The sequence below is a fragment of the Clostridium tepidiprofundi DSM 19306 genome (assembly GCF_001594005.1).
GTDB classification, from domain to species: domain Bacteria; phylum Bacillota; class Clostridia; order Clostridiales; family Clostridiaceae; genus Clostridium_AC; species Clostridium_AC tepidiprofundi.
Genome location: NZ_LTBA01000006.1, coordinates 1 through 24,567 on the forward strand (window position 1 = coordinate 1; position 24,567 = coordinate 24,567).

Below are 24,567 nucleotides of genomic sequence, written 5' to 3' on the forward strand. Positions count from 1 at the left end.
ATTGGCATTTGGATTTTACGTTTAAAGATGATAAGAATACAACTATGAGCAAAAATGGAGCTAAGAACTTACAAATAGTAAAGAAAATTGCATTAGCAATTTTAAGAACAGTTCAGACTTTTTATAAGGTTAGTTTAAAAATGATAAGATTTAAACTCTCATTGGATTTTGAAAATGAAATTAGTACAATTTTTAAATTGCTGAATGTTGAAGATCTAAAAAAAGCATTGAATAAGTAAAAAAATTACAATAAAAACTTCCTAGCTGTAGGATAAAGTTTTACTAGGTTATCGTGTCTTGTCCTGATTTATACTTTAAATTTGTTGCTAAAGGTATTAAAATCAAATTAGCAAGAATTGAACCATAAAACGTAGTAACTAATGCTGTTGACATACCTGATGCAAGATTAGAAGCATCGCTCAAATTAGCAAGCATCTGTATTAAACCTACCAGTGTTCCTACCATACCAAAAGCTGGTGCATAGGCCCCCCAAGTTTGAAGTAAATTTGAACTATCTTCATGCCTTCTATCCATTTCATTTATTTCAAGTTCAAGTATATTTTTAATGACATCGGGTTCTATACCATCAACAACCATTTGAAGACCTTTTTTTATAAATTCATCTTCAATATTGTTTATCTCATCTTCAAGAGAAAGCAATCCTTCTCTTCTTGCTTTTCTTGACAAATTTGTAAAATTGTTTATGATATCCGTATTAGACATCGAATTTTCCTTAAATGTTTGCCCAATAACTTTAAACATATTTTTTATCTGAGGCATAGGATAAGTAATCAATATTGCAGCAAACGAGCCACCAACCGTAATTGCAAATGACTGTGGGCTTATAAAGGCAGCATAACTTCCTCCAGTAACAATTGCCCATACTATAAGTCCAATTCCTATAACCAAACCTAATATGGTTAAAATATCATTCTTTTTCATAAGATCACCTCACGCAAGAATTTATCATGAAGAAAAGAGAATACTTCAAGTATTTCTCCTCTCTCCATTAAAGTACTTATCTCTTAAGGTTAATGATATCTTGAAGAATTTCATCCCCTGTCGAAATCATTTTAGAACTAGCTTGAAATGCTCTGCTAGTAACAATCATATCTGTAAATTGTTCTGCAAGATCTACATTTGACATCTCAAGCATACCTTGAAGCATATCTCCATACCCATGACTATTATCATACTTTCTATCACAACCAAAACCACTTATTACATTTGGGACTCCTGAATTTGCAGTATTTTGATAGAGATTTTTTCCTAATTTCTTTAATCCAGCTGGATTTTTGAATATAGATTTTGCTATTTGACCTAATGCACTTACACTACCATCCTCCATTACAGCTTTGATAATACCATTTTTTTCAATACTAAAACTCATAACTTTTTGTTCCCTATAGCCTGTATCATATGGAAGTAACGTAATCTCATTAATCTCATTAACATCCATATTTTTAGCATCGACAGTAATACCATCTACCTTAAACGTTTTCGAAACATCATATTGTTTACTTGTCCAATTTTCGCCATCAAAACTATAAACACACTTTTTATTAGAAGCATCCCCTATACATTTTACATACAATGTTTTAGGCTCAGTTCCTATATATTTACCACTAATATTACAATTTCCGTCATTACCATCTAAATCTTTCATAGCTGTACTACTAGAAAACTCCGAAGCAGATGATTGCTTACCAGATGCAACTGATATAACCCATGTATCACCATTTGTTGCTGCCACTCCTGTTGTATCTATTGTGATACCATCCACTCCATCTTCATCTATGCTTGTCCAAGACTCATCGCCTTCTTTTCTGTATTGAAAATCGCTACCATTATACCTGACAAATATAGCTTGTGCATTTACATCTCCAGTATAAATTCCCGTTACTTTTGGAGAACCTACTGTTGATTTATTAACTGCTATCTTTTTCATATTTACAGGTGCTGAAAACTTAGTCGGTTGATTATATGCTCTAAGTGAATCCGGTATTCTCAATGGAATCAACTGATTTCTTTCAACTTTTAAGTTAGGATCATCTGCATTAACAAAATTAATTATCGGATCCTTTTTACCCGCAACTTCAACATAATTCGCATAATCTATACTATCTCTATTGTTAACTGATATACTCTCTCCATCTAAACTTTTATCAGTTGTACCAGTCAATGCATACCCTAAAACCCTATATCCATCAGATGTCAATAGATTACCATCATAATCCAAAGTTAAAGAACCATCACGTGTATAATTAATCTTCATATCATGTGAATCTCCAATAGTATGTGAACTAGCATTTATTTCTACCCCATTTGATTCACCAAAAGGAAGTTTTCCTCTTCCAACCATAAGATACCCTTCACCATCAATAGCAACATCCAAATTTCTTCCGCTTGGCTGCATAAACCCTTGTTTCATAATAGAATCAATACCAGCAATCCTAACACCTAACCCAACCTGTGATGGATTAGTACCTCCTTGATTTAATCCTGGTGCTATAGCACTAGTTAAGTTTTGACTTAACATATCTTGAAATCTTACTCTAGAAGCTTTAAAAGCTGTTGTTCCAACATTTGCAACATTATTACCTATTACATCAAGTTTCGTCTGATTAACTTTCATACCAGATATTCCTGAATAAAGCGATCTTAACAATTATATCCCCTCCAAATAATTAATTACTACAACTTTTGAGGATAGTGCAGTATGCTTCGCTTCAGTCATTCCGCAAAGCAAAGACCTCCAAACTTAGTCGGTCCAGTCTATAACAACACTACACTATCTATATTCGTAAAAACATTTTCTTTACTACTGTTTTTATCTACGGCAGTAATAATAGTTCTATTCTTTATGCTTGTTATTAAAGCTAAATTTTTATATAATATCAAACACTCTTTTGCTCCTTTATTCTTTGCTTTATTTATACCCTCATTGATTTTATTCATATCTTCTTTTGTTAAATTAATATTTCTTTGCTCTAATCTCTGCTTTGCATGATTCGATATCTTAAAGTTATCTTTTTTGCTAATTTCCTGTTGCAAAACATCTATAAAACTAGATTTATTATTCTGAATAAATCTACTGTTTTTAGTGGAAAAAATATCACACTCACCAAAATTTTTGACCCTATATATTTTCCCATTTATTATGCTATTCATTTCTATCACTAACCTTAACAACATCAGAACTAATAAAGTTTTTAGAATGAGGCTCTACATGTTTAATTTCTAATGACCATTCCCTGTCTATGATTGGACTTTCTTTTGGAAGCTCAAACCCTAATCCTCTAACCTTATCACCTTTATTATATTGTTTCCAATTTTTGTCATCATCCACTCTATACTCATATATTTCTTTTGCCTTGTTATATCTAAAATGGAGATTCATATCCTTTTTATCAGTATAATCACCTGATACTTCAACTATATCGGTACTACTTCCATCTAAACATACCATCTTCTCTAATACATGTTTGCCAATAACATCAATATTCAAATAAACATTTTCATTATCTCTGTATACATAATTCACCTTACCTATACTCAATTCATTATCTTTTAATAAACTATCGCTAACTTCAACCTCTTTTCCAATAAAGGCCGACGAAAGAAGTAAATTTAAATTATTATTCAAACTACTTATTATTGGATTTGGTGTATCAATAACATCTGAAACATCTCTAAAATTAAATTCCTTTTTAATCATTTTATTATCTTCTCTAACTAGTACATTTAATAAAATATCATCCCCTTTTTTTACAACGCTTTGTACTTGTCCCCCATACTGTCTTCCTAAATCATCATAAGAATTTAAAGCAACAGTTTTACCGACAAGTGAATATGCACTCTGATAAGACATAGTAGTATTTAAATTTGTCATCTGCTCCAATGCTGCAAATTGTGCCATTTGAGATATAAACTCCGTTGAATCTGAAGGATTCATAGGGTTCTGATATTTAAGCTGAGCAGTCAATATTTTTAAGAAAGCATTTTTACCAAGTTCATTACCTTTTTTAACAATTTTGGTACCTCTATTCGTCGCACCATTATAAACGTGCACCTTACTTACTGACATTTTATCACCCCCGCAACACACATTACACAAAAGCGTTTACATTTCCATGAAAATACTTAGCTCCCATATCTGTAATTTCATCATTATCTAAATCTATCTCAGCAAAATTCATAGAACTTTTATTGTCTTGTCTACTTTCCCTACCATTACCAAACTGTTGATTAAAAAAATTCGATTCATCATTATTAAGATTTATGTCAATATTTTCAATCCTTATTTCAGATGAATTAATCTTATCTGTGATATTTTGCATATTTGCATTTAATAAATTAAATGTCTCTTTATTTGATGCAGATATTTGCGCCTTCATTACACCTGAATCCATGGTTACTTTAATCATTATTTCACCAAGCTCTTTGGGCATAATCTTAACAGATAAATTTTTAAGCCCATTTTCATTCATAAACTTGACTGATTTAACAATATCACCAACAAAATTGCTTTTATTAATTATAATAGGCTTAACATACTTCGTATTACCAAAATCTCTTAGCTCAAAAGTTTTAAACTGGTTCATAAAATTGACATTCTTTTTAAGCCGCTCTGCCTTGTTATTTTCATGAATAATACTCTTTAATAATTTATTATCGTCCGATAATAAATTGTCTGATTTTTTTAAATCATTATTGTTAACAAACAATTCATTTCTAAGATTAAAATTATTATTTGATTTAGTATTAACTTTAGTAATAAAATCTTTCTTACTATTTTTATTACCCATATCAATGAGTTTTTTCTGTTTAATACCTTCATTAATGTTCTTATATTCTTCATGCATATCAACTAATTCTTTTTTAATTGCACTAATTATATCTTTCAATACACTAGTTTCGACATTGTTCGTATGATTTTCCAAACTAAGACTTTGCATATTATTCATTAAATCTTTAAGTTTAGCATTATCCAAGTTCGTTATGTCATTATTAGAAATGATATTAAGTAACTTGCTCATAATATCTTTTGATGTCTCTTCAGCAATATTTTTACGAATTCCCTGCACTTTTAAACTGTTTATTATCATATTTTTAATTTCTACATCATTATCTTTTATTAAGTCAAGTAATTTAATTTTATACTTGTCACCAGCTTTATCATCTAAAACAACACAGTATTTCTTTAAACCCATTTCATTCAAAAGAGCTAGTATTTCATCATACACCTCTTTTCTTTTTACGTTTGTTTTAGTATTATCTTTCGTTTCTTTACAAATATTATTATTGGTGTTATTATTGGTAGTATTTTTATCTGTTTTATCACTTACATATTCCATTTTTTTATCATGTTTTGCATTTTTCTTGCATTTTTCTTCAGTCACTGAGTTATTAGAAGACTTATCTTCTTTTTTGGATTTCTTGAGTATACTTTTAAAATTACCCTTATTGGTAGTTTCTACATTTTTGATATTTTTAGTGTTTACAGTATTCCTAATATTTTTCACAGAAACATTTGAGATATTAATCATTATGTATCACCTCCTTTCAAATTTTTCCTAACATACGCGTAAAGTGCAAACTCATCATTGTTTTTCTGTTCAATCATATTTTGTTCTTGAATAAATTGCTGTCTTTGTTTATCCTTTAATGTTTCAACTATTTTTCTCTCTATTTGTTTATTTTTGAGCATTTCTCTTTTCTCTTCAAGAATCATTTTTTTGCTATCCAATTCTGAATTTTCATTATCAATACACCTACTTAATGTATCAAGATATTTCAGTTTCAATTTTCTATCAACTGTATCTTCTTTACCGTTAAAGCAAGAATACCTACTAAACTTTTCCTCTAATTGTTTTATCTTAAGTTTTGAATCTTCAATATCACTTACTGCCTTTCTAAACTCAATCTTGCTCTGTTCTTCAAGGCTAATCTTCATGTCTAATATCTTCTGAAGTCTAAATTTAAAAACTTGTTCCATGTTAACACCCCCACAAAGGATTAGGGACTAGTCTCCAGCTTATCTAATCCCAAATCTCTAGTCCCTAGTCTCCAGTCGCTAGTACAAATTTGACATCTACTTGCCAGTATCTGTACTTTAGGTACTAGAAGAAACAGGTGCTAAGGTACTAAGGTTCAAAGCTAGTTTGCTAGGTTACTAGAGGGCTAGACGACTAGTATAAATTTGTGACTTGATTACTGTTCACTTATAACTAGCAAATGGTTTTTATATTGTATAAGAAATCGTGTAACGATTTTATCATCAACTAGCAACTAGCCAACTAAAAAACTAGCAATCCCATTTCAAAAAAATTGCGAAACAGTTTCGAAATTAACTATCAGCTAATAAGTAGCTCTTTTATTATTCTAAGAAATTGCGAAGCAATTTCAACCTTTACTACTCTCTATTCCCTATCCACTATTCTCTACTCAAAGTTTTCTACTATGTCATTAAACATACTCACAAGTTGGCTCACGCTTTCTTGGAATTCTGACTTTTCATTTATGCCTTGTTTTAAGTAGTTCTCAATTATTTCATAAAACTCAATAGCTTTATCTATTTTAGGATTACTTCCCTTAGAATATGCACCTATATTGATTAAGTCTTCTGACTCCTTATATACTGCTAGAAGATCCCTAGCATATGAAGCTGCCTTCTTATGCTCTAAAAAAGATATCTCTGGCATAAGTCTGCTTACGCTACTTAAAATATCAATCGCTGGATAATGATTTTTAGCGGCAAGTGAACGAGACAACACAATATGTCCATCTAAAATTCCTCTAACAGCATCTGCTATAGGTTCGTTAAAATCATCTCCATCAACAAGTACAGTATAAAATGCTGTTATAGAGCCTTTATCTGACATACCTGCTCTTTCCATTAATCTAGGTAACATAGCAAAAACAGATGGCGTATACCCTTTTGTAGCTGGTGGTTCACCTATTGCTAATCCTACTTCCCGTTGTGCCATAGCAAATCTAGTAACTGAATCCATCATCAAAATAACTTTTTTACCTTTATCCCTAAAGTATTCTGCAATGGCAGTTGCTGTAAATGCTCCTTTCAACCTAACCAATGCTGGTTTATCAGACGTAGCACAAACAATAATAGACTTTTTTAATCCTTCTTCTCCTAAGTCTTTTTCAATAAAATCTCGTACTTCTCTTCCTCTTTCACCTATCAGTGCAATAACATTAACATCTGCTTTTGCTTCCCTTGCTATCATTCCAAGAAGAGTACTCTTTCCAACACCACTCCCCGCAAATATTCCAACTCTCTGACCCTCTCCACAAGTAAGAAAGCCATCAATTGCCCTTACCCCCGTAGGAAGAACATCCTTTATTCTTCTCCTTTTTAACGGCTCAGGGGGAGAAGTATCTAATGGATATGTTATGTACTTATCCAACTCAAAATTGCTTACATCAATTACATTACCAATACCATCTAATACTTGTCCGAACAGTTTATCTGAACATCTAACACTAAGAGGTTTTCCTGATGGAACCACCCTACACCCTGGAGCAATACCAACCAGTTCTCCTAATGGCATTAAAAGCAAATGCTTGTCCCTAAAGCCAACTGTTTCACACGGTATCGGGTCATTATTTTTGTTAAAAACAGTACACACTTCTCCAATAAAAGATTCAATACCCTCAACTTCTACTGTAAGCCCTATAACTTGATTTACTACTCCTTCTCTATAAATCATATCTATACCACTAATTTTTTCTATTGCACCATCAAAATCAAAGGATAGCATCAAATCTCTCCAATCTATAATTCCATTAGAATTTCTTTTATTTTTTCTAATCCATATTCTAAATCCACCTTTAAAATCCCATTTTCCTTTTGAATTACAGCTTCAGTATGTGATAACAAACTATCCTCAAGTACAAAAATTTCGCCCTTAAAATTAATTGAATTTTTCCATTCATATAACTTGCTTTTAATCTCATTATAATGCAATCCATTACACCTAATCACTAAATTTCCAGAATCCTTAATTGTTTTAATAGTTTCTAAAATCAATGAATTTAAACCATCTTTATGTTGTAATTCCCTTTTTAATATTTCCTTTGAAATTCCAATTATAACCTTTTTAATGTCATTCTCTCTATCTTTAAAGTATTCTTCATACTCATGCTTAGCTTGAATCAGCATATTACTTGCATTTTCAATTATTGATTCTGCTTCACATTTAGCTTTTTCAATTGCTTCTCTGTATCCCTCTTTATAACCTAAATTTTTGCCATCATCATAGCCAATGCTCTTTCCTTTATTATACCCTTCTTCATATCCCTTTTGATAAGCCTCTTTCTTTATCTTTGAAACCTCAGATACAGCATTTAGTTTAATTGTATTAGCTTCCTTAATCGCATCATCCATAATTTTTTTTAACTCATTTTCATTGTCATTTGTAGTCATAATATTATTCTTTTGTTTGAAACCATTATAAAGACTCATTTCATAAAGTGTATCAATTACTGCTGCACCATCTTCAATAACTCTATTGCTTTTGATTACATTATACGATGATTGCATCCTCTCCACCTCTTGACATTATTATTTCTCCTGCATCATCTAATCTTCTTATTATGTTAACAATTTTTTGTTGAGCCTTCTCAACATCCATAAGACGTACTGGTCCTAAGAATTCCATATCTTCCTTCAATGAAGCAGCAGCTCTCTTTGACTGATTTCTAAATATAGCATCTTGAACTTCTTCAGAACATCCTTTAAGAGCTAATGACAATTCTTTCACATCTACTTCTCTCAAAATTCTCTGTATTGAAACATCATCAAGAGTGATAATATCTTCAAATACAAACATAGATTCACTAACTTTTTCTGCAAGTTCAGCATCTTCTCTTTCAAGGCTTTCAGTAATATTCTTTTCAGTTGTTCTATCAACTTGGTTAAGAATATCAACAAGAGACTGAATGCCACCAATTATTGTAGATTCTGTTCTAATAACAGAAGACAACTTAGTATCTAGCACTTTCTCAACCTCTTTTATAATCATAGGTGAAGTAGTATTCATAGTTGCTATTCTAAATGCAACTTCACCTTGCAATTCCTCAGGCAAAGCTGACAAAATTTGAGCACTTTTATCAGGTTGCAAATAGCACAGTATTAATGCAATTGTCTGTGGATGCTCATTAGAAATAACATTTAACAATTGATTTGCATCAGCCTTCCTAGCAATAGAAAATGGCCTAAACTGTTGTGTAGCCTCTGTTACCTTTTCTAAAATTTCCTCTGCCCTTTGATTTCCCAATGCCTTGCCCAATAGCTCACGAGCATAATCAATTCCACCTTCTATTATGTAATCCTTTGCTCTATTCATTTCTATAAATTCATTCAATATTTCTTGTCTTTGCTCAGCTTTTACCGAACTCATATTCGCTATTTCAAATGTTATTTTTTGAATTTCCCTTTCTGGAAGCTTTTTGATGATTGGAGCAGATGTCTCCGGTCCTAAAGTTATAAATAAAATTGCAGCCTTCTGAACACCACTTAATTCTCTTTTTTTCGTAGCCATCATACATCACCCCTCATCCTCTGTAAGCCATGATTTTACAATATCAATCACCTGTTCTGGTTTATCTTTCGCATACTTTTTAACTTCCTTAGCTATGTATGCCTGCTCATCGTCTAATTCTAAATTCACTGGTTCAAATCGCGGTTCCAATTTGGGTTCTATATTATCCCCAATAACGACATCCAATCCATCAAATTCATCGGAATTGACCCTATCAAGTTTTTTAATGAATAAAAATATTAAAAATAATACTAATGCTGCACCAAATCCATATGCAATCTTCTTTTCCATCTTTTGCTTATCTGCATTTTTTTGCATATCTTTTAAATTATTTACGGTATTTGTTATTAACTCACTGCTCTGTCCAGTAAAATTAAATCCTTCAATGCTTATGCTATCGCCTCTATCCATATTAAACCCTATAATAGAAGCAACCGTATTTCTTATCTTATTCTTTGTTTTATCATCAAGAATGCCCTTACTTTCATCTACCGTAAGAGAAACACTTATTTTTTCTATTCTACCCGGTGCCTGAATATTAGTTTGTCTTATCTTAGGCACATCATAGTTATATGTAATTTCGGAATGTTTACTAGTTACATTGTTACTGCCTTCATCAATGCTTGGTGTAAAATTATTATCAACAGGACTGCTTGAAGCACTCGTATCGCCACTATTTGATGTATTTAATATCTGCTTCTCGCTAACTTTAACACCTTCCTTGTAATCAATACTTTCAGCTTCTCTCTTATCAAAATTCATATCTACAGTAACTGCTACCCTAAAACCATTTTTATAGGTGGGCTCTAAAATAGATAATATTTTATTCTTTATATCTTCTTCATACTGCTTTCTAATCTGCAATTGCTTATCGGTGGATATTATTCCATCTTTTTCATCACCAAACAACCCTTTTGTCGCCAATACCATATCATTAACAGCAATTTGAACATTTTCCTTAGGTAAATTTTTAACTCCCCCAGTAAGCAATGCTACTATAGCTTTCACTTGACTTTTACTGAGTTCTTTAACACCTGGTTTAAGTTTAATCGCTACTGCAGCCTGCGCAGGTGCTGTTTCTCTAACGAATGCTGTTTCTTCTGGGAGAACTAAATTTACAATACAATCCTTCACTTCATCAAACGACTTAATCATCCTTTCCATTTGACCTTGAAGGGCTCTTTGATATTTTACCTTATTCTCAAAATCAGTCGCCACCATACCGCTTGAATTAAATAATTCCCACCCTGGACTTCCATCAGTAAACTGCACATTAGAATACATCTTCATTCTAAGCGAGTCCACCTGCTCATATGGTACTAAAATACTTTTTCCTTCTATTTTGTAATCTATTTTATCATCATCAAGCTTTTTTATAACTGCTCCAGAATCAGTAGCAGATAAATCAGAAAATAACACTTCATATTTGGTTGTATTAACAGTAATAGTTAAATATATAATAGCTATAATAAAACTTACAAAAAGCACCCCAAAAGCTATTTTTCTTCCTTTACTCAAGCTTTTAAATTTTTCAGATACTTTCTTAATTGTCGAAGAAAGCTTATTCATTTTTAGCACTCCTAACCTATAAACAAATTACTATATTTGCATTCTGCTTATTTCTTTGTATGCATCAACCAATTTATTTCTAATTTCTACAGCTAATTCCAATGAAAGCTTTGCTTCTTGTGTTGAAATCATAACTTGATGAATATCTACATTCCCACCTTCTATAAATTCTTGAGTAGTTTTTTCTGCATGTATCTGTTTTTCATTTACATCATCTAATTTTTCTTTAAATACCGACAAAAAGTTCTCGTTTTTATCAAAATTTTCATTTTTTTTGATTTTACTAATCCCATTAGCAAAACTACCATCTGTACTATTTATTCTCATAGTTTACTCTCCTTTTTATCTACCAATTTCTAAACTCTTTGCAAACATATTTTTTTCTTCATTCATTACAGTTACATTAGCCTCATAAGCTCTTGACGCAACCATTAAATCCGCCATTTCATTTAAAATATTAACATTAGGCATTAAAACATACCCATCCTTATCAGCATCTGGATGTGTTGGATCATACACTTTCCTCAGTGGTGATTTATCTTCAGTAATACTCACAGCTTTAATACCTAACATTTCTTTTTTGGTATCTCCTGTTAATTTATCAATTTCATTTTGCAAATTTTCTTTAAATACCGCAACCTTTCTTCTATATGGTTGTCCATTTTCACCTCTAGTTGTTTCTGCATTTGCAATATTTGAAGAAATAGTATCCATCCTAAGTCTTTCAGCTGCTAATCCACTAGCAGTAATTCTCATAGTTCTAAATGCTTCAATCATAATATACTATCTTCCCCCTTTTATTACGAAATCTCTCATGGAAAATCTGTTTCTTATCTCTGATACTAATGCGTTATACATCAAAGTATTAGACGCAAGTTTCACCATTTCGTTATCAATATCGACATTATTCCCATCTTTTCTCATACTCGAACTTTCATCTCTAACAACTCTAACATCATCATCAAATCCACTAGATGAAAAATGTTTTTTATCAGTAACCTTCATAGAAATATCCTTGTTGTCATTCAACATTTCATCAAAAACAACATCAAATTTCTTATACCCTTTTGTGTTAATATTAGCTATATTATGTGCTATAACTTTTTGTTGTAACACAGAAGCATTCATTCTTTTTCTGATAAGATTATATGTATTTAGACTTATTGAACTATTTTTCACAAAAATCTCCCCCTTTACAAGATTATTTGACAAAAAAAGAATAATTCCTGCTTTAAATTAAACTTTACTAAATAAAAAATTAAAACTGATATTGATATTAATAAATTTCAAAATTTACTATTGTACTAGAATTATTATACAATAAATCCAGTGAAATTTAAATGCTATTTTAAATTTAAATATATTTTTTATTAAAATCGCCATAAATATTTATAAACAACTTATTATATACATATAATACTATCTTATTCCATAATTCGCAATGCTAAGTTGAATTTTTAATAAATTCATATATATATATAATAATACATAATAATACTACAACACTAATACGATTATGACCTAAACAGTATGCAAACTATAAACTCATTTTGCTAAAGCAAAGCTTCAGAACTTCAGTTAGAGATTCTATTCCAGACGAAACAAAAATCACTCCTTACTGAACATAATTCAAATCATATTCAGTAAGGAGTGATTAATACCATAATCAACACAATAGTACATTTGATATATTCCTTAATAAATAAACTTTTCCTCACAAACATCGCAACTGTGAAGTTCTGGTAAAAACTACTGAAATAACTTATCCCTCAAACTCTTCAGGAAAATCAGCATTGTGATACACATTTTGCACATCATCGTCATCCTCAAGAGAATCAATAAGTTTCTGCATCTTAGTTGCCTTATCCATATCTAATTCCACATAATTATCAGGTACCATAGTTATCTCTGCTGATAGGAATTCATATCCTGCTTTTTCAAGTTCTTCTCTGACAGTTGAGAATTCAGCTGGCTCAGTATATATTTCATATACTTCATCTTCTGCACTAAAATCTTCTGCACCCGCATCTAAAGCTGCCATCATAATCTCATCTTCATCTATGTCTTCTTTTTTCTCAATAACAATTTGTCCTTTTTTATTAAACATCCATCCTACGCATCCACTAGCACCAAGATTGCCTCCAAATTTATCGAATAAATGTCTAACATTACCAGCACTTCTATTCTTATTATCCGTAAGTACTTCAACAATAACAGCTACTCCAGCTGGACCATATCCTTCATAAACTATCTCTTCATAATTAACACCAGCCAAATCCCCTGAAGCCTTTTTAATTGCTCTTTCTATAGAATCCTTAGGCATATTGTTAGCCTTTGCTTTTGCAATAACATCTCTTAATCTAGGATTAGCATCTAAATTTGCTCCACCATTCTTAACAGCGATAGCTATTTCTTTCCCTATTTTTGTAAATATTTTTCCCCTTTTTGCATCAACTTTGCTTTTCTTGGCCTGTATATTATGCCATTTAGAGTGTCCTGACATACTAAAACTCTCCTTCCAATATATCTTCGTAAATTTCTAACTTATTATAACATGGTCAATACTAACTCTCAAGTCTAACACAAGTATAGCCTATTTTCTGATTTAAAATAATACTCTTCATCACCTTCATAGACAACTACTCTACCATTTGTAACTTCTACGATTTCACTTTTTAGCTTCTCTAATTCTGACAATTCACAATACAGCAAAATAGAAACCTTATCAGAATAATTAATATTTTCTATATTCCAATTGTTTTTATTACAATAGTATTGAACCTTTCCTAACAATTCATACTCTATCTCAATATTAATAGGGCAACCTAGTACCTTTTCAACTATTTCAGCCTTTTTAACTGCTAATGATGCTGCTTTAGAATAAGCTCTAGTTAGTCCCCCTGCCCCTAACAATACTCCTCCAAAATATCTTGTAACTACAATAACAACATCTGTTAAATTATTCTTCTTAATAACATCTAAAACAGGCATTCCGCCTGTACCCTTAGGCTCTCCATCATCACTATACCTCTGTACTCCCATATTATTACCTATAACGTATGCATACACATTATGTCTAGCTTCCCTATGTTGACCTTTAATAGTATTTATAAAATCTTTTGCTTCTTCTTCACTGTCAACTCTCTTAACAGTTCCAATAAAAACTGATTTTTTTTCTTCAAATTTTGAACTAGCATCATACCTAACAGTAAAATATCCCATATCACTTCTCCATTCTCTTAAACCAATATTTGTGGAAAATTAACATTTTAAAATATCCGCTATAATTTTAATACCTTCTTCTATTTTATTATCATCAAGCTGCGAAAAACCCAACCTAAAGAACTTATTACCATCTGAGCTATTTTTATAAAACAACACCCCAGGGGTAATTAATACTTTTCTTCTTCTACATTCATAAAACAATTTAACAGAATCAAAATCATCATTCAATATTTTAAAGTAAATATTGAACCCCCCTCCAGGTTCATAAAATTCAACATAATCTTTAATATTATGATTTATCATTTTAATCATATAGGTATATTTATCATAATATATTTTATTTAAAAAATTTACATGTTCATCCCATAATCCTTTATTGATATATAAATCCAATGCTCTTTGCATTAAACTCGAAGTTGATATATCTGTGTTTATTTTGGATTTCTGCATATTTTCTTTAAACTTTTTTGGTGATACCAAATATCCAAGCCTTATTCCTGGAAGAAATATCTTAGAAAAACTCTTTATATATATAACTCTATCATTAGTATCTAAGCTCTTAAAACTACAATACTCTATTTTATCATCATAAATCAATTCAGATAAATAATCATCCTCTATTATGTAAAAATCGTATTTTTGTGCTAATTCCAATATTTTAATTTTTTTCTCTAAACTATAGCTGAACCCTGTAGGATTTTGGAAATAACTCATTGTATAAAAACATTTTATCCTGTTTTTCTTTAGTATCTCTTCTAATGCATTGATATCAATTCCATCATTCTTAATTTCAACTTCAAAAATATTAGCTCTTCTCCATCTAAAAACAGATAAAGCCCCTATATAAGTAGGCCTTTCTACAATAATATTGTCATTAACATTTATTAGAGCTTTAGAGGCAATATCTATTCCCTGCTGAGCACCTGAAACAATCAAAATATCATCTTTATCTAATTTTTCATCCCAAAAACAATAGCTTATACTCTTTCTTAAGCCTTCAAAACCTAATCCCTCTTTGTAAACGAATGCCTCTGCACCATACTTGTCTAAAACCTCATTTAATACTTTCTTGAATATCTTTACTGGAAAATATGTACTACAAGCCGTTTCACCAGTAAAATCTATATAATCTTTAAGCAAATCAGGTGACAGATTTTTGAACATTTTGCTGTATTCATTTTTAAATTTTAAATTAATATCTCTCTTTTTTGCATATGTGCCACTACCTATTTTTTGTACAGCAAACCCCTCTGTTTGAAGTTTATTATATGCCTTTATTATAGTATCCTTATTAACATCTAAAAAACTCGATAATTTCCTTATAGAAGGTAATTTTTCACCTTCCTTTATATCATTTTTTTCTATAAGACACTTAATGTGTTTCGATATTTGTATATATAATGGTCTTTCAAAATCAAAATCAATATAATACTTATCCATACAGTTCACCAGCTATATTGTATATACATTTTCTTTAAACAACTCATTACTACTATCTAAATAAAAACTCCTTTTCACCTTTTTTATTATTTGCTTTTTAAAGAGTCTATCTAATATCAATTCAGCTTTGATATCAAAACCATAAAATTGACTATCTCTCCTTATTTCATCTGAACTCAATAGTTCATCTTTTTCTTTCATATAATCTAAAAGCATATAGCAAATATTTCTCAAATTATTATCTATCTCATTTTCTATATACTTTAATGTATTTTCTATTGCTTCCTTAACATCTTTGCTCTCAAAGAATAATTCATTTACGATGTTATAGAATTCACTATTTGTATTTATACACATTGTAAGCACATCTCTTGTTACAGTATATCCATTAAAGTTAACATATAGTTTTGAAAAGTCATTTACGCATTTTATTGCAAGATTATATGCTGTTGGTAAAACATCATTTGATATATATTTTTTACATTCAGATATGTACGCAAGAACCCTTCCAAGATAAACCAAATTTTTAATTCCTCTGTATTTATCAGTATAAAATCTACCTTGATCATACTTAGTTGTAATATCCATATCCTTTGAAAAAACCAATTTAGATGATGCTATTAATCTATTACTATAGCCCTTATCCATACTCTTAATATGTAATTTCATAAAATCACTCTTATTTATGAATCTAAAATGTATAGGTATATCATTTATATTGGTATAAACATTTTTAATATAATCTAATTCACCTTCTATTACAACAAACATATCAATATCCGATTCTTCCCAAAAATCCCCAGACACCATTGAACCAAATACCAAAACAGCAAGTACATTTTTATCCTCTTTCATTCTATCAACTATTGTATTAAACGCTTTTTGATATTGCATTACTGTATTCATAAACTAGACACCTCCTGTGCTAATAATTCATTTATATTTTTTACCTATATTTATCATTATCCTTAACTTACATTTAAGAGCTTTAAGCACTTCATCAGACAAGTCATTTACATCATACACCAAATCCAATGCATCTTTAATCTTTGAACTTTTCCCAAAATTTGTTTGAGCAATATTTCTTGCTGATGAGGCATAATTTTCAGATGCAAATCCTAAAATATGCAAAGAATTGAGTAGTGGAAAAACTTCTGTATCATAATATAATCTTTCAGTTAAATTTAGGTCGAGCTTAGCCAATTCTTGTCTTAATATGTTGATTTCAGCAATACTAGCTGAAACCTTTTTTAACTCCTCAGGAATATATAATTCACTATTCGTTTCTCCACTACAATCATTTAATATTTTATAAACATTATTTTTAACATTTTCTTTTGAATTCATTTTAGAAAGTTGTTCTAATAACTTTTCTATATCTTTATCATTCATGAAATACCTACAAATTCATTAATATATAGTATTTATATAAGATTTTCGCAAAATTTATTACTTTCATAAAGAACCTTTTCTTCATCAATATTTAAAAACTCGCCATTGTATAATACTATCTCTCCATTTATTATAACAGTATGAACTTCATTTCCAGAAGCTGCAAATACAATATTCGAGTCAATATCATATCTTGGAATCATATTCGGTCTATTCATATCAATCATAACCAAATCAGCTTTATATCCCTCTTCTATTCTTCCTAACTTTTGAAATCCTAATGCTTTTGCACCATTTATAGTTCCTATATTTAACATATCAGAACCATTTAATTTTGTGGTATCTTTATACCATAATTTCTGAAGAAGAGCTCCTGTTTCCATTTCTTCAAACATATTTAAATTATTATTGCTTGAAGTACCATCTGTTCCTAAACAAACATTAACTCCATTATCTAACATTTCTGCAATTCTTGCAACACCACTAGCAAGTTTCATATTGCTTTGAGGATTATATGCAACACTAACTTCTTTATCTCTTAAAATGTCAATATCATTATCAGTCATATGAACACAATGAGCTCCAACCACCTTATTATCAAGTATTCCAGTGCTTAAAAGGAATTCTGTTGGTGTCAAATCATATTTGCTTTTAATCATATCCACTTCATCTTGTGTTTCTGATATATGTATATGCACACCTATATATTGCTGTTTTGCTATTTCAGCAACCCTTATTAATGCTTCTTTACTCAAAGTATACGGTGCATGAGGTGCAATCATAGTCTTTATCATATCTTCGTTTTTTGAATATTCCTTTACAAAATCATTTAATTGAACTGCACTTTTTAACTGTTCTTCCCATGCATCACCAATTATAGGCGTACCTAACACAGCTCTAATATTAAATTCCTGAGCAACTTCTAACACTTCTTTCTGAAAAAAATACATATCATTGAATGTTGTAGTACCTGTTCTAATCATTTCAATAATTGCTAACTTTGCTCCAACTCTTATATGCTCTTCTCTAAATTTTGCTTCCATAGGCCATATCTTTTCATTTAACCATTTCATAAGAGGGAGCCCTTCTCCATACCCTCTTAATAAAGTCATAGCTGCATGAGTATGACAATTAACCAATCCTGGCATAACACATGAATTCTTTCCATTAATAATTTTATAATCTTTACAATCACCATTGTACTCTCCATACCCTACTTCTTTTATTTTTTCCTGATTTATTACAATGTATCCATTTTTTATTATATCATTATTTTCATTCATTGTAACAATAGAAACATCCTTAATTATAATATTCATTTAGCATATACCTCTCTTTCGACAATTCCGTAAACTTCTTTTTGTGTATTATACACTATTAGTTGAATTTTTTCTATACACATAATCACATTTTAAATTTTTTACACTTGTTGTATGTTTCCTCGTCTACCAAAGCTTCTATATAAGTACCTGTATTTTTGTATTCTTCAGCCAAAACCTTACCATTTCTATAAATGTATGCTACATATTCCTGATGTGAGTACGGAATTATAAATTCTTTTTTACACAATTTTTCAGGAATAGACTTTGAAATCTTATATAATAGCAAATCCAAATTCACATTCTTAGCTGCAGATATTTCAATACATTCATTTTCTGTTATGTTTTGTAACTCATGTCTTATTTCTGATAATTTGTCTTCTTCAATTTTATCTATCTTGTTTAAAACTAAAATAATTTTCTTATCATCAGCACCTAACTGTTCTAAAACTTTGTTAACAACATTTAATTCTTCAAAAAAGCTATCAGATGATACATCTATAACATGAAGAAGAACATCAGAATTAATAACTTCTTCAAGCGTTGATTTGAAAGCTTCCACTAAATCATGAGGTAATTTTCTAATAAATCCAACAGTATCTGAAATGGTTATAATCCTATTATCTGGAAGCACAATCGCTCTAGTTGTCGTATCTAAAGTAGCAAAAAGCATATCAGCCTCAAATACCTTTTCCTTTATTGATGCTTCTTTGTATGTTGCAATATCACATAATTTATTCCTTAATGTAGATTTTCCTGCATTCGTATAGCCAACCAATGAAACCTGAGGAATATTTCTTTTAATTCTCTTTTCTCTTTGAATGTTTCTATTCTTTTTATGCTTGTGTAATTCTTTTTTTATATCATTTATTCTTTCTCTAATATGTCTTTTATCAACTTCTAATTTTTTTTCTCCTGGTCCTCTCGTACCTATCCCAGCACCAGTCCTTGACAATACTGCTCCTAGTCCAATAAGCCTTGGCAACCTATATCTAAGTTGAGCTAATTCCACTTGCAGTTTTGCCTCTGAACTCTTAGCTCTTCTTGCGAATATTTCTAATATCAATGTTGTTCTATCAATAACCTTAACTCCTATATTCTCTTCTAAATTTCTCACTTGAGACGCAGATAATTCATCATCAAAAATAACTACATTAGCATTTAATGTTTGAACCAACATCTGAATTTCAATCATTTTACCTTTTCCAACAAAATACGCAGAATCAATATGGCTTCTTACTTGAAGAACTTTCTTTAAAGTTTGCACATTACACGCCTTTGCAAGTTCTTCTAATTCATCTATGCTTTCTTCACTTTCTATTCCTACAAGTATAGCCCTTTCAGAATATTTCTCTTCAATGCAAACATTTTTTAAGCAATCTTCAACAACATTTATTTTACCTAAAAAATCAAATTCCAATGTTTCTTCTATAGATAATGGTCCTATTTCTACGCTCTTTATAGTGTTATCTTCTATATTGCAAAATCCTAAATCTATAATATGACCACCATCATTATAATCAACTGCTATAGATGCAATGCAATCTAATTTCAATTTTATTAATGCAGAAATATCCATATTTGATAATTTAGGATTTCCATTCAAATGAGTATGAATAATTCTAACACCAGAAAGCTTATTTTCACTATAGAAAATTCCCGATATTTCAACTGTGTTTGAATCACCAATGGATACACTTACAATATTTCCTTTTCTATCTACTGCAATACTTATTTCTCTATTGATACTCTCTGAAATATCAACAATTATACTTGCTAACTCGTCTGTTAATATAGATTCTCTAGGAATTTTGTATTCATATATATTTTCTAATTCATTTAATATTGTTTTCCTTATACCATCTGTGTTTCCATATATCATAAAATCATCTCCATTATATATTATTAAGAATTATTGTCATGTCATACTTTATTTTATTAAGTTTATGACGTTTTTAAAAAAGAAGCTTGAATTTACAATGCTTATAAGTTATTATAACAGTATAAATACAATAATGTAAATATAGCAGAAGGCGGGATTTAGATTGGAAGAGAAAAAAAGAAACATATTAATAAGTGAAGAAAAAATCAGAGAAAGAATTGCTGAGTTAGGAAAAGAAATATCTAAAGATTATGAAGGCAAAAAACTCTATGTATTGTCTTTACTCAGAGGAAGTTTTATTTTTACTGCTGACTTAGTTCGATTTATTAATGTTCCAACTAAAATTGGATTTATGACAACATCAAGCTATGGTCATTCTGAAACTTCATCTGGTAATGTTAAAGTTGTTAACGATATTCCTGATGATATTGAAGGATATGACGTTCTAGTAGTTGATGATATAGTTGATAGTGGTATTACTATGGATTTTGTCATAAAACACGTCAAATCTTTAAAGGCTGCTTCAGTAAAATCATGCGTTCTTCTTGATAAACCTGAAAGAAGAAAAATTGATATTAAACCTGATTACTGTTGCTTTGAAATTCCAGATGTATTTGTTGTTGGATACGGTTTAAATTATGGTGATTATTATAGAAATGTTCCATATGTTTTCAATTGGGAAACTGAATAGTAAAATAGGCTGTTGTATTAACGGATACTAAACTCCGCTAGCAACAGCCTATTTTATAAATTTATAATATGCTAAAAATCTAAATTACGAATTGAAGTTTTAATAAATTTTGATTTAGCAAAAATATTATATACTTAATCCGAGAAATTTTTTAACCTAAATCCAGCATCATTAAGATCCATCTGAATTGCCGTTTTAGGAATCTTTCCAACTATAATTGTTTCAGCAATAGGAATTTCATTACTCACTTCGACATCACTACTTTTAAGAGGTATAATTATTCTTATCTTTGTTTTCATATTTATATAAATCTTATGTCTAGTTTGATTTATACCCGCACTTTCAAATTCAGAAGAATATCTTGTCTCTATAAATCCTATAGGCTGCATTTTTATCTTTATGCTTGGTCCAAAATACGATAATACATTGTTTCTCGTAATATACCCAATAGGAAGTTGAATCCCTACATTTCCCAAATCACTTAATGCTTTTTGAGCTTTAATCGCAACATCACATGCTATTTTATTCAATCTCAATGTATCAGCTTTTAATAGAACAATATTTCCATTTTTATCCTTGTCAATTTTAATAACATCATTATAGTTGAACTGCTTCATAAATTCATCAATTATAGTTTTATTCATTATTTCAATTGCTTTTGCCCTCATTTCCGCTTCAGAAACAGCTATTACAGTCGGCATTACAGTTTTATCGAATTCATATATAAAAATGGCAAATATGGATATAATTATAATAAAACTGAATATAATCTTATATTTTATTCTTATTGTATATCCCTTCTTCATATTTAGTACTATAGAATATTATATGTATACATATATTTTGTTATTAATAAATTATTGTGATATAATATGTTAGGTTAAGATTTGAAGTTTGTCTTAAGGAGGATTCTTATGCACGATAAAAACAATAAAAAGAATATAAAGAAAAAAAGCACTACACGTAAAATCATAAAAGCTATTTTCATTACATTATTAGTTGTTATTCTGATTTCTGGAGCAGTATTAGGAGCAATAACATATGGTATGATTAAAACAGCTCCTAAATTGGATGTAAATCAAATATTATCATTGAACTCACCTACAACACTATATGATGATAAAGGAAATCTAATAGACGAGTATAAAACAATTGAACGTAGAATTCCCGTATCTATAAAAGATGTGCCTAAAAATCTTCAAAATGCTTTTATTGCTATTGAAGATGAAAGATTTAGAAAACATCCTGGCGTAGATTTTAAAAGACTTGTTGGATCAACGTTTTATAATATCAAAAACATCATAACAAAATCTGGTAGTCTACAGGGGGCTTCTACAATTACTCAACAACTTATAAAACAAAAAATGTTTCTACAAGATTCTTTAAAGCACAGATTAAGTATTCAAAGAAAAGTTCAGGAAATGTATTTAGCAATCAAATTAGAAAAAGTTCTTTCAAAGGATCAAATATTAGAATCATATATGAATACAATTCTGCTTGGTGGTAACGCCTACGGTATTGAGGCAGCTGCTCACCAATACTTTGATAAAGATGTTAATAAATTAAATTTGAAAGAATGTGCTTTTTTAGCTAGTACTGCTCAAAATCCGTCGGTATCTTACGCAGTAGCAAGAAAAGCCTTTACAAATAAAAAGCCTTTAGACTCTCCTAGAACAAAAGCTGTTCTTTCAAATATGTTGAAAAATAATTTTATATCTAAAGAAGAATATGATAAAGCAATAAATACACCTTTAGTATTTTCATTTAATACTAAAAATCAAAACAAAATGGCTTATGAATGGTTTTCTAGACCTGTAATAGCACAAGTAAAAAAAGATTTAAAAGCTAAATATAAAAATAAATATACTGAAAGGGATATAAATAACCTATTGGCATTTGGAGGATTAAAGATATATACTACAATGAATACTGAGCTTCAAAATGCAGTTCAAAAAATACTTGATGATAGAACTGAACCAACTAAAGAAAAAGCATCTGATTATTTATTCCCAAGATACAATAATTTAAAACCAGTTCAACCAAAATTGCAAGCTTCAACTGTAATTATGGACTACCATACTGGAGAAGTAAAGGTTATAATTGGAGGACGTGGAGAGCAAGGTCCTATGTCATATAATAGAGCAGCTTCTGATAAATTTCTGCGTTCACCAGGTTCATGTATTAAACCATTAACTGTATATTCTCCTGCAATAGACACTAAAATTTTTACAGCTGCAACAGTAATTGAAGATTCACCCATTCCTCCAGAAATAGGTAAAAAATATGTTGCTCCTGGTCAAAAACCTTATGATCCTAGAAATTGCCCTATGCCATGCCGAGGATATGTAACTTTAAGAGAAGGTTTACGTCGTTCTATTAATAAGGTTGCTGTAAAAATAGAAGATAAAATAGGACTTACTACAGGTGTATCATATGGCAGAAAATACGGACTCCAAATTGATGAAACAGACGAACATAGTATGGCTGCAATAGCTTTGGGTCAATTAGATGGTGGAAGTATCCGTGGAACAAACCCTTTAACTTTAGCAACAGCTTATGGTACTTTCGGTAATAACGGTATGATGGCTAAGCCAAGGCTTTACACAAAAGTACTGGATAGAAATGGAAATGTTATTTTAGAAACTAAATACGAAGTAAAACAAGTAATTTCTCCTCAGGCTGCATACATAATGTATGACTTACTAAAAGGTCCTGTAAGCAGTGAGCCAGGTGCAACTGGTCGAAATGCTAGATTCAAAGGTATGAGCGTTAGAGGTAAAACAGGTACCGCAAGTGACATGAAAAATTTATGGTTTACAGGTTTAACTCCTTACTATTCAGCTTCAGTATGGGTTGGTAATGATGACTATTCAAAAATAAAAGGTGCATTTTCAAGTAATAGTGTAGCTAGAATCTGGAGAGAAATAATGAAAGTAGCTCACAAAGGATTAAAAGATAAAGAAATCGAAGAACCAGCTGGAATTGTTAGAATTAAAGTTTGCAAGGATTCTGGTACACTTCCAAGACAAATATCATATGAAGATCCTAGAGGAAATAGAGTATATACTGAACTATTTATTGAAGGTACTGAACCTCATACATTTGATGATGTTCATGTAAAAGCAAAAGTTGTAAAAAAAGTTGACAAAAACGGACATGTAAAATACGTATTAGCAACCGAATATAGTGATCCTACTAAAATTGAAGAAAGAGTATTTATCAAAAGAGACTATACTCCTAAAGCTTACTTGGTTGATCAAAAGTATGTTCTACCAACTGAATATGATGATGCTACCCCAATAGACGATATTAAGGACAAAGATAATAAACTCGTAAATGATTTTTTCGATTATCTGTTCAATTCAGATTTAGATAAGAACAAAAAAAATAATACTAAAGATCATATAAAAGATTCTAAAACAGAAAACAAAAATACAAAAAAAGAAAAATTTGATACTACAAATAATGATTGATGTATATAAAATGCTG

Annotated in this window: 23 protein-coding genes and 1 pseudogene; 3 read left to right on the forward strand and 21 right to left on the reverse strand. The window is 30.1% G+C overall.

Features of this window, described 5'->3' with window-relative positions:
• Window positions 1-239: pseudogene (locus tag CLTEP_RS14835) on the forward strand (hypothetical protein); the annotation flags it as partial.
• A gap of 43 nt (window positions 240-282) precedes the next feature.
• On the opposite strand, the gene CLTEP_RS04350 reads toward CLTEP_RS14835, so the two are convergent.
• From CLTEP_RS04350 to hflX, 20 genes are all read right to left on the reverse strand, one after another.
• Complete coding sequence (locus tag CLTEP_RS04350; RefSeq protein WP_066823157.1) at window positions 283-942, reverse strand: motility protein A; 660 nt, start codon at window positions 940-942, stop codon at window positions 283-285.
• 76 nt (window positions 943-1,018) lie between these two features.
• A complete protein-coding gene (locus CLTEP_RS14340; RefSeq protein WP_084364635.1) occupies window positions 1,019-2,668 on the reverse strand; it encodes a flagellar hook protein FlgE in 1,650 nt (549 codons plus the stop codon).
• Between the two features lie 107 nt (window positions 2,669-2,775).
• Window positions 2,776-3,171, reverse strand: coding sequence for a TIGR02530 family flagellar biosynthesis protein (locus CLTEP_RS04360; protein WP_066823159.1), 396 nt, complete (start codon window positions 3,169-3,171; stop codon window positions 2,776-2,778).
• Window positions 3,164-4,087 carry a flagellar hook assembly protein FlgD gene (locus CLTEP_RS04365; protein WP_066823161.1) on the reverse strand — a complete coding sequence of 308 codons (924 nt, stop codon included), beginning with the start codon at window positions 4,085-4,087 and terminating at the stop codon, window positions 3,164-3,166. Before CLTEP_RS04365 ends, CLTEP_RS04360 begins: the two co-directional genes overlap by 8 nt.
• A gap of 22 nt (window positions 4,088-4,109) precedes the next feature.
• Window positions 4,110-5,549, reverse strand: a complete 1,440-nt coding sequence (locus tag CLTEP_RS04370; protein ID WP_066823163.1) for a flagellar hook-length control protein FliK — start codon at window positions 5,547-5,549, stop codon at window positions 4,110-4,112.
• Entirely contained in the window at window positions 5,549-5,998 is a 450-nt protein-coding gene (gene fliJ / locus CLTEP_RS04375; protein WP_066823164.1) for a flagellar export protein FliJ, read from the reverse strand. The genes CLTEP_RS04370 and fliJ overlap by 1 nt, the downstream gene beginning before the upstream one ends.
• A gap of 445 nt (window positions 5,999-6,443) precedes the next feature.
• On the reverse strand, window positions 6,444-7,778 hold the full coding sequence (fliI, locus tag CLTEP_RS04380) for a flagellar protein export ATPase FliI (RefSeq protein WP_066823165.1): 1,335 nt from the start codon (window positions 7,776-7,778) through the stop codon (window positions 6,444-6,446).
• 14 nt (window positions 7,779-7,792) lie between these two features.
• Window positions 7,793-8,560, reverse strand: coding sequence for a FliH/SctL family protein (locus tag CLTEP_RS04385; RefSeq protein ID WP_066823166.1), 768 nt, complete (start codon window positions 8,558-8,560; stop codon window positions 7,793-7,795).
• Complete coding sequence (gene fliG / locus CLTEP_RS04390) at window positions 8,544-9,560, reverse strand: flagellar motor switch protein FliG (protein WP_066823167.1); 1,017 nt, start codon at window positions 9,558-9,560, stop codon at window positions 8,544-8,546. Before fliG ends, CLTEP_RS04385 begins: the two co-directional genes overlap by 17 nt.
• 6 nt (window positions 9,561-9,566) lie before the next feature.
• On the reverse strand, window positions 9,567-11,129 hold the full coding sequence (gene fliF, locus CLTEP_RS04395) for a flagellar basal-body MS-ring/collar protein FliF (RefSeq protein ID WP_066823169.1): 1,563 nt from the start codon (window positions 11,127-11,129) through the stop codon (window positions 9,567-9,569).
• A 30-nt stretch (window positions 11,130-11,159) separates the two neighbouring features.
• On the reverse strand, window positions 11,160-11,456 hold the full coding sequence (fliE, locus tag CLTEP_RS04400) for a flagellar hook-basal body complex protein FliE (protein ID WP_066823172.1): 297 nt from the start codon (window positions 11,454-11,456) through the stop codon (window positions 11,160-11,162).
• 15 nt (window positions 11,457-11,471) lie between these two features.
• A complete protein-coding gene (gene flgC / locus CLTEP_RS04405) occupies window positions 11,472-11,906 on the reverse strand; it encodes a flagellar basal body rod protein FlgC (RefSeq protein WP_066823174.1) in 435 nt (144 codons plus the stop codon).
• Window positions 11,907-11,912: 6 nt separating this feature from the next.
• Entirely contained in the window at window positions 11,913-12,308 is a 396-nt protein-coding gene (gene flgB, locus CLTEP_RS04410; RefSeq protein ID WP_084364637.1) for a flagellar basal body rod protein FlgB, read from the reverse strand.
• A 583-nt stretch (window positions 12,309-12,891) separates the two neighbouring features.
• The gene (locus CLTEP_RS04415; protein WP_066823180.1) at window positions 12,892-13,632 is read right to left on the reverse strand and encodes a YebC/PmpR family DNA-binding transcriptional regulator; all 741 of its coding nucleotides are present in this window, start codon (window positions 13,630-13,632) and stop codon (window positions 12,892-12,894) included.
• A gap of 74 nt (window positions 13,633-13,706) precedes the next feature.
• Complete coding sequence (locus CLTEP_RS04420; protein ID WP_066823184.1) at window positions 13,707-14,351, reverse strand: YigZ family protein; 645 nt, start codon at window positions 14,349-14,351, stop codon at window positions 13,707-13,709.
• Between the two features lie 39 nt (window positions 14,352-14,390).
• Window positions 14,391-15,794: a MocR-like pyridoxine biosynthesis transcription factor PdxR gene (gene pdxR, locus CLTEP_RS04425; RefSeq protein ID WP_066823186.1), complete on the reverse strand. Its 1,404-nt coding sequence runs from the start codon at window positions 15,792-15,794 to the stop codon at window positions 14,391-14,393.
• A gap of 12 nt (window positions 15,795-15,806) precedes the next feature.
• The gene (locus CLTEP_RS04430) at window positions 15,807-16,700 is read right to left on the reverse strand and encodes a nucleotidyltransferase domain-containing protein (RefSeq protein ID WP_066823189.1); all 894 of its coding nucleotides are present in this window, start codon (window positions 16,698-16,700) and stop codon (window positions 15,807-15,809) included.
• A gap of 27 nt (window positions 16,701-16,727) precedes the next feature.
• Window positions 16,728-17,186, reverse strand: coding sequence for a hypothetical protein (locus CLTEP_RS04435; protein WP_066823192.1), 459 nt, complete (start codon window positions 17,184-17,186; stop codon window positions 16,728-16,730).
• Between the two features lie 32 nt (window positions 17,187-17,218).
• Complete coding sequence (locus CLTEP_RS04440) at window positions 17,219-18,505, reverse strand: amidohydrolase (RefSeq protein ID WP_066823195.1); 1,287 nt, start codon at window positions 18,503-18,505, stop codon at window positions 17,219-17,221.
• An 85-nt stretch (window positions 18,506-18,590) separates the two neighbouring features.
• Window positions 18,591-20,387: a GTPase HflX gene (hflX, locus tag CLTEP_RS04445; RefSeq protein ID WP_066823198.1), complete on the reverse strand. Its 1,797-nt coding sequence runs from the start codon at window positions 20,385-20,387 to the stop codon at window positions 18,591-18,593.
• Window positions 20,388-20,550: 163 nt separating this feature from the next.
• Here hflX and hpt point away from each other — a divergent pair, with 163 nt between their 5' ends.
• Window positions 20,551-21,078, forward strand: a complete 528-nt coding sequence (gene hpt / locus CLTEP_RS04450) for a hypoxanthine phosphoribosyltransferase (RefSeq protein ID WP_066823201.1) — start codon at window positions 20,551-20,553, stop codon at window positions 21,076-21,078.
• Window positions 21,079-21,212: 134 nt separating this feature from the next.
• Here the strand turns inward: hpt and yunB are convergent, their stop codons facing one another.
• Entirely contained in the window at window positions 21,213-21,884 is a 672-nt protein-coding gene (gene yunB / locus CLTEP_RS04455) for a sporulation protein YunB (RefSeq protein WP_066823210.1), read from the reverse strand.
• 108 nt (window positions 21,885-21,992) lie between these two features.
• On the opposite strand from yunB, the gene CLTEP_RS04460 reads away from it, so the two are divergent.
• Window positions 21,993-24,551, forward strand: a complete 2,559-nt coding sequence (locus tag CLTEP_RS04460) for a transglycosylase domain-containing protein (protein WP_066823213.1) — start codon at window positions 21,993-21,995, stop codon at window positions 24,549-24,551.
• The last annotated feature ends 16 nt before the right edge of the window (window positions 24,552-24,567 follow it).

Excerpts from the sequence above, each read along its gene's own strand:
- CLTEP_RS04350 (WP_066823157.1), bottom strand. The coding sequence starts at position 942 with ATGAAAAAGAATGATATTTTAACCATATTAGGTTTGGTTATAGGAATT.
- CLTEP_RS04360 (WP_066823159.1), bottom strand. The coding sequence starts at position 3,171 with ATGAATAGCATAATAAATGGGAAAATATATAGGGTCAAAAATTTTGGT.
- CLTEP_RS04365 (WP_066823161.1), bottom strand. The coding sequence starts at position 4,087 with ATGTCAGTAAGTAAGGTGCACGTTTATAATGGTGCGACGAATAGAGGT.
- CLTEP_RS04370 (WP_066823163.1), bottom strand. The coding sequence starts at position 5,549 with ATGATTAATATCTCAAATGTTTCTGTGAAAAATATTAGGAATACTGTA.
- fliJ (WP_066823164.1), bottom strand. The coding sequence starts at position 5,998 with ATGGAACAAGTTTTTAAATTTAGACTTCAGAAGATATTAGACATGAAG.
- fliI (WP_066823165.1), bottom strand. The coding sequence starts at position 7,778 with ATGCTATCCTTTGATTTTGATGGTGCAATAGAAAAAATTAGTGGTATA.
- CLTEP_RS04385 (WP_066823166.1), bottom strand. The coding sequence starts at position 8,560 with ATGCAATCATCGTATAATGTAATCAAAAGCAATAGAGTTATTGAAGAT.
- fliG (WP_066823167.1), bottom strand. The coding sequence starts at position 9,560 with ATGGCTACGAAAAAAAGAGAATTAAGTGGTGTTCAGAAGGCTGCAATT.
- fliF (WP_066823169.1), bottom strand. The coding sequence starts at position 11,129 with ATGAATAAGCTTTCTTCGACAATTAAGAAAGTATCTGAAAAATTTAAA.
- fliE (WP_066823172.1), bottom strand. The coding sequence starts at position 11,456 with ATGAGAATAAATAGTACAGATGGTAGTTTTGCTAATGGGATTAGTAAA.
- flgC (WP_066823174.1), bottom strand. The coding sequence starts at position 11,906 with ATGATTGAAGCATTTAGAACTATGAGAATTACTGCTAGTGGATTAGCA.
- CLTEP_RS04415 (WP_066823180.1), bottom strand. The coding sequence starts at position 13,632 with ATGTCAGGACACTCTAAATGGCATAATATACAGGCCAAGAAAAGCAAA.
- CLTEP_RS04420 (WP_066823184.1), bottom strand. The coding sequence starts at position 14,351 with ATGGGATATTTTACTGTTAGGTATGATGCTAGTTCAAAATTTGAAGAA.
- pdxR (WP_066823186.1), bottom strand. The coding sequence starts at position 15,794 with ATGGATAAGTATTATATTGATTTTGATTTTGAAAGACCATTATATATA.
- CLTEP_RS04430 (WP_066823189.1), bottom strand. The coding sequence starts at position 16,700 with ATGAATACAGTAATGCAATATCAAAAAGCGTTTAATACAATAGTTGAT.
- CLTEP_RS04435 (WP_066823192.1), bottom strand. The coding sequence starts at position 17,186 with ATGAATGATAAAGATATAGAAAAGTTATTAGAACAACTTTCTAAAATG.
- CLTEP_RS04440 (WP_066823195.1), bottom strand. The coding sequence starts at position 18,505 with ATGAATATTATAATTAAGGATGTTTCTATTGTTACAATGAATGAAAAT.
- hflX (WP_066823198.1), bottom strand. The coding sequence starts at position 20,387 with ATGATATATGGAAACACAGATGGTATAAGGAAAACAATATTAAATGAA.
- yunB (WP_066823210.1), bottom strand. The coding sequence starts at position 21,884 with ATGAAGAAGGGATATACAATAAGAATAAAATATAAGATTATATTCAGT.
- CLTEP_RS04460 (WP_066823213.1), top strand. The coding sequence starts at position 21,993 with ATGCACGATAAAAACAATAAAAAGAATATAAAGAAAAAAAGCACTACA.